Consider the following 12,100-nt stretch of genomic DNA (forward strand, 5'->3'; position numbering starts at 1 on the left):
TACTGGAAGCAGGTTGCCGTGAGCCGCACCCGGCGTTCGTCTCTCCCCGCGATCACGACCGGGGTGACACCGCCAGGTGCCGGCCGGCACGCCACCGCGACCGCTCGGGCCGCCGGTGGATCGACCCGGGCGGTGACCCGGACCCTGAGCGACGACCCGCTGGGCGGCACGGTGCGTCGCACGGTGCTGCCGAACGGCCTGCGCGTGCTCACCGAGGCGATTCCGGCGATGCGCAGCGTCTCGTTCGGCATCTGGGTGGCGGTCGGCTCGCGGGACGAGACCGGCCCGCAGGCCGGTGCCGCCCACTTCCTGGAACACCTGCTGTTCAAGGGCACCCACAAGCGCAACGCGCTGGAGATCTCCTCGGCGATCGAGGCGGTGGGTGGCGAGACGAACGCCTTCACCACGAAGGAGTACACCTGCTACTACGCCCGGGTGCTGGACGAGGACCTGCCCCTGGCCATCGACGTCATGTGCGACCTGGTCGCCGACTCGGTGCTGGAGCCGGCCGACGTGGAGACCGAGCGCGGCGTGATCCTCGAAGAGATCGCCATGCACGACGACGAGCCCGGCGACGAGGTGCACGACCTGTTCGCCCAGGCCGTCTACGGTGACCACCCGCTGGGCCGGCTGATCTCCGGCACCACCGACACCGTCACCCCGATGACCCGGCGGCAGATCCAGAGCTTCTACCGGCGACGCTACGTGGCGCCGCAGATCGTCATCGCCGCCGCCGGCAACCTCGACCACGCCGCCGTGGTGCGGCTGGTCCGCCAGGCGCTGCGGGGCACCCCGCTGGACACCGACCCGGCGGTGCCCGCTCCGCACCGGCCGGCCACTCCCGGCGTACGGACCCGGGCCGCCGCCACAGTGGTGGAGGTCAAGGAGACCGAGCAGGCGCACGTCGTGCTGGGCTGCCCGGGCATCGACCGGCTCGACGAGCGCCGCTTCGCCCTCGGCGTGCTGAACAACGTGCTCGGCGGCGGCATGTCCAGCCGGCTGTTCCAGGAGATCCGGGAGCGTCGTGGCCTCGCCTACTCCGTCTACTCCTACGCCAGCCAGTACGCCGACAGCGGCCTGTTCGGCGTCTACGCCGGCTGCGCCCCGAGTCGGGTCGACGAGGTGCTGGAGCTGACCCGGGCCGAGTTGGCCCGTACCGCCGCGGACGGCATCACCGACGCGGAGCTGGCCCGGGGCAAGGGAATGAGCAAGGGGTCCTTCGTGCTCGGCCTGGAGGATACCGGCTCCCGGATGAGCCGGCTGGCCAAGGGCGAGTTGCTCTACGGCGACCTGGTGCCGGTCAACGAGCTGCTCGACCGGGTCGACGCGGTCACCCTCGACGACGTCAACTCCCTCGCCGCCGAGCTGCTGAGCCGGCCGATGTCCCTCGCGGTCGTCGGCCCGTTCGCCGGCCGGCAGTTCACCGGCTGATCCGCCCGTACGTTCGGTGGTCGGTGGTGATCGGCACGGCCGACATCGCCGATACGGAGTGGATCACGCGACGCGACCCCTCCCCGTTGGGATAGGTTGTGCCGCGTGACTGACGAGCAGCAGAAGAGCACGCCCGGGTTGATCAAGGTTGGCGTGCTCGGTGCCGGTGGCCGGATGGGTGCCGAGGTGTGCCGGGCCGTCGAGACGTCCGCCGACATGCGACTCGTGGCGACAGTCGACCAGGACGACTGGCTGGTCAGCGCCGCGGAGGCCGGGGCGGAGGTGCTCGTCGACTTCACCACCCCCGACGTCGTGCTGGACAACCTGCGCTGGTGCATCGACCAGGGCATCCACGCGGTGGTCGGCACCAGCGGCTTCACCGAGCAGCGGATCGAGCAGGTACGCGGCTGGCTGGCCGGCCGCCCCGACGTGGGCGTGGTGATCGCCCCCAACTTCGGTCTCGGCGCGGTGCTGATGATGCAGTTCGCCGCCCGCGCCGCCCGCTACTACGAGTCGGTCGAGATCGTCGAGCAGCACCATCCACGCAAGCTCGACGCGCCAAGCGGTACCGCCATGCACACCGCGCGCCTGGTCGCGGCGGCGCGCGCCGAAGCCGGTCTCGGTCCGGTGCCGGACGCCACGAAGGACGACCTGGGCGGGGCCCGCGGCGCCGACATCGACGGGGTACGCGTACACGCCGTGCGGGCCACCGGACTTGTCGCGCACCAGGAGGTGCTCTTCGGCACCACGGGTGAGACGCTCACCATCCGGCACGACTCGTACGACCGGGTCTCGTTCATGCCCGGCGTGCTGCTCGCGGTACGCGCGGTGCGGAACCGACCGGGCCTGACCCTCGGCCTGGACGCCCTGCTCGACTGAACGCGTGCTCGTGCAGGCCAGGCCCGAAATGACGTCGACCCGCAGCCGGGGCACCCATAGGCTGCGCCGATGATCGACTCTGGCCTGACCGACCGGCGCGGACGCCGGATCACCCTTCGCCCGGTGGACGACGACAACTGGCGGGCGGTCGCCGACGTGGCCCCGCGCGACGACCAGCGTGACTGGGTGCCCGCGCTGGCCGCCCGGTACCTGCTGCTGACCGAGCGGTCCGAGGTGTGGAACTCGCTTGCCGCCTACGCCGACGACACGGTGGTCGGGCACGTCATGTGGGGTGTCGACGAGGACGGGTCGCGGTGGATCGGCGGCATGCTCATCGACGCCGCGCAGCAGGGCTGTGGGGTCGGCCGGGCGGTGGTCCGGACCCTCTGCGACTGGTTGGCCGCCCAGGGCCGCCCGGTGCGCCTGTCGTACCACCCGGAGAACAGCTCGGCGGCGCGGCTGTACGCCAGTCTCGGCTTCGCGCCCACGGGCGTCTGGGAGGACGACGAACTCGTCGCGGAGCTGGCCGAACCCCGGGGTTGACGCGGCCCGCCCGGTCAGCTCGCCCGGGGCGGTTCGGTGGGGACGGCGACGTGCAGGCGCAGCTGGGGGACCAGCATGTCGTCGACGTCAAGCGCGCGTCCCGCGCCGTCGGGCTCCCAGCCGGCGGTGCTGAGGAACTTGCGGGACGCCTGGTCGCCCTCGAACACCCACGCCACCGCGCGGTCGAAGCCGGACTCCCGCCACAGGTCGACGCTGGCGGCGAGCAGCCGGGAACCGTGCCCGCGTCGGCCCCACCGAGGTTCGACGAGCAGGTCGGTCACGGCCACCACGTCCGCGCCGAGCGCCTCGGCCGGTTCGTTCGGGGCCAGCGCCTCGGCGTCGGCCGGACCGGAGGCGGCGAAGCCCACCAGATACGATTGTTCGGCCTGTTCGACGGCGACAAGCACCCGGTGGGTGTCGCCGGGTGGCCTGCGCACCGAGGCGTCCCAGCGTTCGGCGAGCGATGCCTCGTCGAGGCCGTCCAGCACGTCCCGGGGCAGCAGCCGCCGGTAGGCGACCCGCCAGGTCGCGAGCTGGATGCGGGCGATCTCGGCGGCGTCCTCCGGACGCGCCGGGCGGACGTACCCGAGACTCATGGCACGACAGCCTACGCAGGGCGAGGGAGACGACTGTGGCGCAGGGTGCCAGGCGGACGGCCGGACAGGTCGCCGCGGTGATCGTGCTCGCCGTCGCGGTGGCCGGGTTCCTGTCCGTGGCGGCGGTCCGGCACGGCTTCTTCGACCTGCACGTCTACCGGGGCGCTCTGGTCTGGTGGGTGCACGATGGCGGGGAGATCTACGACTACCTCAAGCCCGGCACCCAGTACGGCTTCACCTACCCGCCGTTCGCCGCGCTTGTGATGCTGCCGATGGCGTACCTGTCCTGGCACGCGGCGATAGTGGTGAGCGTGGCCGCCGGCGTGGTGACCACCGCGGTGCTGATCTGGTGGCTGCTGGATCCGGTCGCCCGGCGCGCCGGTTGGACCCGCTGGTTCACCTTCGCGGTGGCGCTGTGCCTGGTCGCCGCCTTCGAGCCGATGCGCGAGACCATCAATTTCGGCCAGGTCAACACGCTGCTGCTCTTCCTGGTCGCGGTGGACCTGCTCCGGCTGTTGCCGGGCGGCAGCCGATGGGCCGGGATCGGCATCGGCCTGGCCACCGCGATCAAGCTCACCCCGGGCATCTTCATCGTCTACCTGCTGGTGACCCGACGGTGGCGTGCGGCGGTGACCGCGTCGGGCGCCGCGACCGCCGCGACAGTTGTCGCCGCGGCGCTGTTCCCGGACGCCTCGCGGGAGTTCTGGACCAGCGCGCTGTGGAACACCGCGCGGGTCGGTGAGCTGGCCTTCGTCTCCAACCAGTCCCTGCGTGGCGTGGTGGCCCGGCTCGACCCGCAGAGTCCCAGCACGCTGGCCTGGCTGCTGCTGGTCGCCGCGACGCTCGTGCTCTGGGCGTGGCGGTCCCGGGTCGCCGCGTCCGTCGGCGACGAGGCCACCGGCCTGGCCCTGACCGGCGCGGTGATGTGCCTGGTCAGCCCGGTCACCTGGGTACATCACCTGGTCTGGCTGCTGCCGGGCCTGCTGCTCCTGCTGGACCGGGGCATGGCCGCGCCGCCGGGCGGTCGCCGACGCCGGGTCCTGCTGGCCTGCGTGGGCATCGGGTACGCGTTCCTGATCAGCCGGATCGTCTGGGCGTGGGAGGAGGACTTCTCCGGCCTCGACGGTTTCCTGTTCAGCAACACCTACGTCTGGATCAGCCTGGCGCTGCTGGCCTTCCTGCCGGTGCGCCGCCCCGCCGTAGCCTGGTCTTCGGGGGATTCAACAGCCGTCGAGCCGGCCGCTGTACCGCAGCTCGACAAGCCCGATCGCCGGTCGCCCGCCGGACAACGGCACCGGATAGGTCGACCGCTCACCGTCCGGTGACAACCCGGCCCGCTCGTAGAACCGGCGGGCCCGGTCGTTGTCGGCCAGCACCCAGAGCCGGTACTCCGTCCAGCCGAGCTGCCGCAGGCCCGCCCGCGCCGCCGCGAACAGGGCCCGCGCGGTGCCGTCACCCCAGTGGTCGGGCGTGACGTAGAGGCTGACCACCTCGCCGTACGCCGGGTCGAGGTCGCCACGGTCCTGGTTGTTGCGGTACGGCCCGAAGGTGGTGAACCCGACGGGCGTGCCGTCCTCCTCGGCGAGCAGGGTGGTGAACGGGTGGTCCGGGTCGGCCGTGCCGAGGGCCCGGCGGCGCTGCGCCCAGGCGACGGGGTTGAGCAGGTTCAGCACCTCGTCCGGCATGATCCCGGCGTAGCCGGCCTGCCAGCCGCGTACGTGCACCCGGGCGACCGCCTCGGCGTCGTCGGGCTCCTCGCGGCGGATGCTGGGCATGGAAGTAGTTCTAGGCGGCCCGGGGCGGCAGGTCCAGCGTCCGCACCGATGTCGTACGCCTGTCGTAGCCTGCCTGCGATGGCCGCACCGGAATCGCTCTCGCTCGCCCAGGCCCGCCGCGTCGCGTTGGCCGCTCAGGGCTTCGCCGATCCGACCCCTACCGGGGCGCCCACCCGCCGGCACCTGCGTCGGGTGCTCGACCGGGTCGGGTTGATCCAGATGGATTCGGTGAACGTGCTGCAACGGGCGCACTACCTGCCGCTCTACAGCCGGCTCGGGCCCTACCCGACCACCCTGCTCGACGCCGCCGCCTACCGCCGGCCCCGCGAGCTGTTCGAATACTGGGGCCACGAGGCGTCGCTGGTGCCGGTCGCCAGGCATCCGGCGCTGCGCTGGCGGATGGCCCGGGCACACTCCGACGCCTGGGGTGGGATGCGCCGCATCGCCGCCGAGCAACCCGCCCTGGTCGCCTGGGTACGCGACGAGGTGGCCGCCCGTGGCCCGCTGACGGTGGCCGAGATCGAGCACGACGTACCCCGTCAGACCGGCAACTGGGGGTGGAACTGGTCGGCGGTGAAGCAGGCCCTGGAATACCTCTTCTGGGCTGGCGAGGTGTGTGCGGCAGAGCGCACCACCTCGTTCGCCCGCCGCTACGACCTGCCGGAACGGGTGCTGCCGGCGGAAGTGCTGGACGCGCCGACGCCTACCGACGCGGAGGCGTACCGCACCCTGGTGGGCATCGCCGCCCGGTCGCTCGGGGTGGCCGGGGAGCTGGAGCTGCGGGACTACTTCCGGCTGCCGGTGGCCGGTGCGCGGCAGGCCATTTCCGAGCTGGTCGAGGCGGGAGAGTTGCGGCCCGTCACCGTGCCGGGCTGGCGGCAGCCGGCCTGGTTGCACGCCGAGGCCCGGCTGCCCCGCTGGGTGCGCGGCAACGGCCTGGTGAGCCCCTTCGATCCGCTGGTCTGGGAGCGCACCCGCACCGAGCGGCTGTTCGGCTTCAGCTACCGCATCGAGATCTACGTGCCCGCACCGCAACGCGTGTACGGCTACTACGTGCTGCCGTTCCGTCAGGGCGAACGCTTCACCGCCCGGGTCGACCTCAAGGCGGACCGCAAGACCGGGGTGCTGCTGGTGCCGGCCGCCTGGGTGGAGCCGGGCGTCGACCCGGGAGAGACGGCGATCGCCCTCGCCGCCGAGCTGTACCGCCTGGCCGGCTGGCTCGGCCTGGACGCGGTGGCACCACCTGCCGCAGGTGACCTCGCGGCTGCGCTGGCCGCCGCGTTGGTGGGCGTGGCCGGTGTACGGTGAGGCACGTGACGAGCGTTGACCGATCGGACGCTGCCCAGCCGCATCCCGCCATGGAGTCGACAGCTCCCGGCGGCACACCGGTTCCGGCCGGCCCCCCGCACGGCGCGCCGACGGATGGGGCGGTGCCGGGCGACTGGGCGGCTGCCTACCCCGCCGGCTACCCGGTGGTCGAGTCCGACCGGCTCACCCGTTTCGTGCAGCGGGCCCACGCCCGCACGCCGCGCTGGGTGGTGCCGTTGGCCGCCGTCGGCTGTGTCGCCGCCGGCATCGGCTACACGCTGCTCAGCGACCCCACCCGGTCGGCGCCCGACGCGCTGCCGACCTGCCTGCTCAAGCTGACCACCGGGCTGGACTGCCCGGGTTGTGGCGGCACCCGCGCCCTCTGGTACGTGCTGCACGCCGACCTGCCGGCCGCCGCCCGCCACCACTTCCTCTTCGTCTTCGCGCTGCCCTTCCTGGCGTACCTCTTCGTCGCCTGGGCGGGGCGGCAGGCGTTCGGTTGGCGGCTTCCCGAGCTGCGCATCGGCCCGAAGCTGATCGGCGGCTTCCTCGCCGCCTGGCTGGCCTTCTCGGTGGTCCGCAACCTCCCCTGGCCCCCCTTCACCGCTCTCTACGTGTAGCGCCCGGACCGGCGTTTTCTGGTCGTCAGAGGGTGTCGGCTACAGTCCCAGGAATGCCGGAGATGGTGCAGCCCCAGGTCAAGCTGATCGCGTGGACCCAGTTCGAGTCGCCGGAGGACGTGCCCTGGTCGACCGATGCCGACGGGGGGCAGGCGCTCGCGGAGTTCGCCGGGCGGGCCTGCTACCAGAGCTGGAAGAAGCCGAATCCGGCGACGGCCACGAATGCCGGCTACCTGGCGCACATCCTGGAGGTCGGCCACCTCTCGGTGCTGGAGCACGGCTCGGTGAGCTTCTACTTCACCGGCGTGTCCCGCTCGTTCACCCACGAGCTGATCCGGCACCGGCACTTCTCGTACTCGCAGCTGTCGCAGCGGTACGTGCCGGAGCGGGACGCCGCGATGGTCGAGCCGACGGTGATCGCCGAGGACCCGGAGCTGCACAAGCGGTTCGTCGAGGCCGCCGAGGCGAGCGTACGGGCCTACAACGACCTGCTGGAGGGGCTCGAACGTCGCTTCGCCGACGTGACGAACCCGACTCTGCGCCGCAAGCAGGCCCGCCAGGCGGCCAGGGCGGTGCTGCCGAACGCCACCGAGACCCGCATCGTGGTGACCGGCAACTACCGGGCCTGGCGGCACTTCATCGGCATGCGCGCCACCGAGCACGCCGACGTGGAGATCCGTGAGCTGGCGGTGGAGTGCCTCCGACAGTTGCAGCGGGTCGCCCCCAACGTCTTCGCCGACTTCACCATCTCCACGCTGCCCGACGGCACCGAGGTGGCCCAGAGCCCGCACGCCCAGGGGTCCTGAACGGTCCTCGGACCGCACGCCCGGGGGTGGTGAGCCCTTCCCCGGTGGCCGGCCGTGGGCCGTCCGATAGGTTGTCACCATGACGCACGACCACCTTGACGCTCCGGTCCGGACGGCCTCCCGCCCGTTCGGCCGGGTGCTCACGGCCATGGTGACCCCGTTCACCGCCGACGGGGCGCTCGACCTCGACGGCGCGGCGCGGTTGGCGGATCATCTGGTCACCGAGCAGGGCAACGACGCGTTGGTGGTAAACGGCACCACCGGTGAGTCACCGACCACCACCGACGCGGAGAAGGAGCGCCTGATCCGGGTCGTGGTGGAGGCGGTCGGTGACCGGGCCCGGGTGGTGGCGGGGGTCGGCACCAACGACACCCGACACACCATCGAGCTGGCGACCTCGGCGGAGAAGGCCGGCGCGCACGGGCTGCTGGTGGTCACGCCGTACTACAACAAGCCGCCGCAGGCAGGTCTGCTGCGCCACTTCACCGCGGTGGCCGACGCCACCGGGCTGCCGGTGATGCTCTACGACATCCCGCACCGCTCCGGTGTGGCGATCGAGACCGAGACCCTGGTCCAGCTCGCCGAGCACGGCCGGATCGTCGCGGTGAAGGACGCCAAGGGCGACCTGACGGCGACGAGCTGGGTGACCAGTCGGGCGGAGCTGGCGTACTACAGCGGCGAGGACTCGCTCACCCTGCCCGCCCTGGCCGTCGGCTGCGTCGGTGTGGTGGGCACCTCCACGCACTTCACCGGCGCCGAGACCAAGCGGATGATCGAGGCGTACGACACGGGGGACACGGCAACCGCACTGGCGCTGCACCGCCGCCTGCTGCCGCTGTTCACGGGGATCTTCCGTTCCCAGGGCGTCATCCTGGTCAAGGCGGGCCTGGCGGTGCAGGGCCTGCCGGGCGGGCCGGTCCGACCGCCGTTGGTGGATGCCACCGACGGCGAGCTCGCCCAGCTGCGCGCCGACTGCGCGGCGGCGGGCCTGCCGCTCCCTGAATGATCAAACGACACGACGGACGCCGGGTGACGGCGTCGCAGAATGAGGTGAACGCGTGACCGAGGCGCACAACGAGGAGGGCCAACTTCCACCGCCGCTGCCGGAGGGCGGACTGCGGATCATACCGCTCGGCGGGCTCGGCGCCATCGGCCGGAACATGACCGTCTTCGAGTACGACGGCAAGCTGCTCGTCGTCGACTGCGGTGTGCTCTTCCCGGACGTGGAACAGCCAGGTGTCGACCTGATCCTGCCGGACTTCGGGCCGATCCTCGACCGGCTCGACGACATCCAGGCGATCGTGCTCACGCACGGCCATGAGGACCACATCGGCGCGGTGCCGTACCTGCTCGCACACAAGCCCGACATCCCGCTTGTCGGCTCGCAGTTCACCCTCGCGCTGGTGGAGGCGAAGCTGGCCGAACGGCGCATCCAGCCGTACACGCTCACCGTACGGGAGGGCGGCCGGGAGCGGCTCGGTCCGTTCGAGTGTGAGTTCTTCGCCGTGAACCACTCGATCCCCGACGCGCTCGCGGTGGCCATCCGGACCCCGGCCGGGCTGGTGCTGCACACCGGCGACTTCAAGATGGACCAGCTGCCGCTGGACGGCCGGATCACCGACCTGGCCGGCTTCGCCCGGCTCGGCGCCGAGGGCGTGGACCTGCTGCTGTCGGACTCCACGAACGCGGAGATCCCGGGCTTCGTCACGCCCGAGCGGGAGATCGGCCCGGTCCTCGACGCGATCTTCGCGAAGGCCAAGGGCCGGATCATCGTCGCGTCGTTCGCCTCGCACGTGCACCGGGTGCAGCAGGTCTTCGACTCGGCGCTGGAACACGGCCGTAAGGTCGCCCTGATCGGCCGGTCGATGGTCCGCAACATGGGCATCGCGCGCGATCTGGGCCTGCTGAACATCCCGGCCGGCCTGGTCGTCGGGCTGGACGAGGCGACCTCGATGCCGCCCGAGCAGATCGTGCTGATGTCCACCGGGTCGCAGGGCGAGCCGATGAGCGCCCTGGGCCGGATGGCCAGCGGCGACCACCGGCACATCACCATCGCACCCGGTGACACGGTGGTGCTCGCCTCGTCGCTGGTCCCGGGGAACGAAACCTCCGTCTACCGGGTGATCAACCGACTGGCCCGGGCCGGTGCGGTGGTCGTGCACAAGGACGTGGCGAAGGTGCACGTCTCCGGACACGCACCGGCCGGGGAACTGCTCTATCTGCTCAACGTGGTCCGGCCCAGCAACCTGATGCCGGTGCACGGCGAGTGGCGGCACCTGCGTGCGCACGCCCGGCTCGGCATCGAGTCCGGCGTGGCGGCCGACCGGGTGGTGCTCTGCGAGGACGGCGACGTGGTCGACCTGGTGGAAGGGCGGGCCAGCCTGGTGGGTCACGTCAAGAGCCGGTACGTCTACGTCGACGGCCTGGCTGTCGGCGACGTCAGCGAGTCGCTGCTCACCGAGCGGCGCATCCTCGGCGACGGTGGCTTCATCGCCGCGACAGTGGTGGTGGACTCGGTCACCGGCAAGGTCGTCGCCGGCCCGACCGTCTCGGCCAAGGGCTTCTCCGAGGACCCGGGCGCGTTCAACGCGGTGGTCCCGCTGGTGACCGAGGCGCTCAACCGGGCGGCGGCGGACGGGATCAGTGATCCGCACCAGCTCCAGCAGATCGTCCGGCGGACCGTGGGCCGCTGGGTCAACGACGCGTACCGGCGTCGCCCGATGATCGTTCCAACAGTCGTCGAGGTCTGACCACCGGGAGTACCTGACCGGTTTCGATGGGCCACCGCACCCGCCGGGTGGTGGCCCATCGGCGTCAGCAAATCGATTGGTCGGCGTGCGAGTTCAACCGTTCGAGCCTTTTGCCCGTACTCCGAGCCGGCAGGCGTAACCGCGCCAGCCGGGAGGAGCATGGCGGATGGACCGCAGACGATTGACAGCCATCGGTGTCGTGGTGGCGGCCCTGGGCGCGGCGGCGGCCGTAGCCCTGCCGTCGTTCGCCGGTGACGGTGGCGCGCCGGTCGGCGCACCGACCAGCGGGGCGGTGGCGGGCGCCGACCCGGACGTGGTCGAGGCGATGCGACGGGACCTGCGGCTGAACGAGTCGCAGGTGGCCGCGCGACTGAAGACCGAACGCTGGGCCTCCGGGGTGGTCGACCAGCTCCGGGCGGACCTCGGTGCGGCCTACGGCGGAAGCTGGCTCAGCGCCGACGGCGACGAACTCAACGTCGCGGTCGCCGACGAGGGGCAGGCGCAGCGGGTGCGGGCCGCCGGGGCGGTGCCGAAGGTGGTCGAGCGCGGGGTGGGCCAGCTCGACACCCTCAAGACTCGGATGGACCGTACCGCCGCCCGCGCCCAGCAGGTCTCCGGCTGGTACGTCGACGTCGCCTCGAACACGGTAGTGGTGCTGGCGGAGCCCGGTGCGGAAGCGGCGGGGTGGCGGTTCGTGGCCCGTGCCGGCGTGCCGCGAACCGCGGTGCGGATGGCCACTGAGGAACAGCCGCGCCTCTTCGCCGACGTACGCGGCGGCGAGCCGTTCTTCATCGGCAGCGGCCGTTGCTCGGTCGGCTTCGCGGTGACCGGTGGCTTCGTGACCGCAGGGCACTGCGGGCGGGTCGGCGACCGCACCACCGGCGCGGACCGGGCGCCGCAGGGTGTCTTCCGAGCCTCCTCGTTCCCCGGTGACGACTGGGCCTTCGTACAGGTGAACAACAACACCAGGATGCTTCCGGAGGTTACCGACTTCCGGGGCGGGGTGGCCCGGGTGGCCGGTTCGCAGGAGGTGCCGGTCGGCTCGTCGATCTGCCGCTCCGGCTCCACCACAGGCGTCAGCTGCGGCACGGTGCAGGCCCGCAACGCCACGGTCCGTTACCCGGAAGGGCTGGTCAGTGGGCTGGTACGGACGAACGTCTGCGCCGAGCCCGGTGACTCCGGTGGCTCGTGGATCTCGGGCAACCAGGCGCAGGGCGTGACCTCCGGTGGATCCGGCGACTGCGTCCGCGGTGGGACCACGTTCTACCAGCCGGTCAACGAGATCCTCCAGCGCAACAACCTGACCCTGCTCACCACGCAGAACTTCCGCGCCCTGAGCGGCCGGCGCTGATCCGCCTTCCCGGCCGGGTCGCTGTCCGGACCCGGCCGGGA

At 72.0% G+C, this 12,100-nt stretch carries 12 protein-coding genes; 10 read left to right on the forward strand and 2 right to left on the reverse strand.

Annotated features, from left to right (window positions below; all coding sequences use genetic code 11):
• Positions 1-51: 51 nt before the first annotated feature.
• From Van01_RS02240 to Van01_RS02250, 3 genes are all read left to right on the forward strand, one after another.
• Positions 52-1,431 carry a M16 family metallopeptidase gene (locus Van01_RS02240; RefSeq protein WP_373306199.1) on the forward strand — a complete coding sequence of 460 codons (1,380 nt, stop codon included), beginning with the start codon at positions 52-54 and terminating at the stop codon, positions 1,429-1,431.
• 105 nt (positions 1,432-1,536) lie between these two features.
• A complete protein-coding gene (gene dapB, locus Van01_RS02245) occupies positions 1,537-2,310 on the forward strand; it encodes a 4-hydroxy-tetrahydrodipicolinate reductase (RefSeq protein WP_203998697.1) in 774 nt (257 codons plus the stop codon).
• A gap of 69 nt (positions 2,311-2,379) precedes the next feature.
• Positions 2,380-2,853, forward strand: a complete 474-nt coding sequence (locus tag Van01_RS02250) for a GNAT family N-acetyltransferase (RefSeq protein WP_203998700.1) — start codon at positions 2,380-2,382, stop codon at positions 2,851-2,853.
• Between the two features lie 14 nt (positions 2,854-2,867).
• On the opposite strand, the gene Van01_RS02255 is transcribed toward Van01_RS02250, so the two are convergent.
• Positions 2,868-3,449: a GNAT family N-acetyltransferase gene (locus Van01_RS02255; RefSeq protein WP_203998716.1), complete on the reverse strand. Its 582-nt coding sequence runs from the start codon at positions 3,447-3,449 to the stop codon at positions 2,868-2,870.
• A 35-nt stretch (positions 3,450-3,484) separates the two neighbouring features.
• On the opposite strand from Van01_RS02255, the gene Van01_RS02260 reads away from it, so the two are divergent.
• The gene (locus Van01_RS02260; RefSeq protein ID WP_203998719.1) at positions 3,485-4,774 is read left to right on the forward strand and encodes a glycosyltransferase family 87 protein; all 1,290 of its coding nucleotides are present in this window, start codon (positions 3,485-3,487) and stop codon (positions 4,772-4,774) included.
• Here Van01_RS02260 and Van01_RS02265 read toward each other — a convergent pair.
• The gene (locus Van01_RS02265; protein WP_203998722.1) at positions 4,670-5,224 is read right to left on the reverse strand and encodes a GNAT family N-acetyltransferase; all 555 of its coding nucleotides are present in this window, start codon (positions 5,222-5,224) and stop codon (positions 4,670-4,672) included. The genes Van01_RS02260 and Van01_RS02265 overlap by 105 nt on opposite strands.
• Positions 5,225-5,302: 78 nt before the next feature.
• On the opposite strand from Van01_RS02265, the gene Van01_RS02270 reads away from it, so the two are divergent.
• The 6 genes from Van01_RS02270 (at position 5,303) to Van01_RS02295 (ending at position 12,059) form a co-directional block, all read left to right on the forward strand.
• Positions 5,303-6,532 carry a winged helix-turn-helix domain-containing protein gene (locus Van01_RS02270; RefSeq protein WP_203998725.1) on the forward strand — a complete coding sequence of 410 codons (1,230 nt, stop codon included), beginning with the start codon at positions 5,303-5,305 and terminating at the stop codon, positions 6,530-6,532.
• The gene (locus Van01_RS02275; protein ID WP_373306190.1) at positions 6,529-7,152 is read left to right on the forward strand and encodes a DUF2752 domain-containing protein; all 624 of its coding nucleotides are present in this window, start codon (positions 6,529-6,531) and stop codon (positions 7,150-7,152) included. Before Van01_RS02270 ends, Van01_RS02275 begins: the two co-directional genes overlap by 4 nt.
• 62 nt (positions 7,153-7,214) lie before the next feature.
• Positions 7,215-7,958 carry an FAD-dependent thymidylate synthase gene (thyX, locus tag Van01_RS02280; protein WP_203998962.1) on the forward strand — a complete coding sequence of 248 codons (744 nt, stop codon included), beginning with the start codon at positions 7,215-7,217 and terminating at the stop codon, positions 7,956-7,958.
• 79 nt (positions 7,959-8,037) lie between these two features.
• Positions 8,038-8,964: a 4-hydroxy-tetrahydrodipicolinate synthase gene (gene dapA, locus Van01_RS02285; RefSeq protein WP_203998728.1), complete on the forward strand. Its 927-nt coding sequence runs from the start codon at positions 8,038-8,040 to the stop codon at positions 8,962-8,964.
• Positions 8,965-9,016: 52 nt separating this feature from the next.
• On the forward strand, positions 9,017-10,708 hold the full coding sequence (locus Van01_RS02290) for a ribonuclease J (RefSeq protein ID WP_203998731.1): 1,692 nt from the start codon (positions 9,017-9,019) through the stop codon (positions 10,706-10,708).
• Positions 10,709-10,874: 166 nt separating this feature from the next.
• On the forward strand, positions 10,875-12,059 hold the full coding sequence (locus Van01_RS02295) for a S1 family peptidase (RefSeq protein ID WP_203998734.1): 1,185 nt from the start codon (positions 10,875-10,877) through the stop codon (positions 12,057-12,059).
• Positions 12,060-12,100 lie beyond the last annotated feature (41 nt).

The organism is Micromonospora andamanensis, from assembly GCF_016863495.1.
Classification (GTDB): Bacteria; Actinomycetota; Actinomycetes; order Mycobacteriales; family Micromonosporaceae; genus Micromonospora; species Micromonospora andamanensis.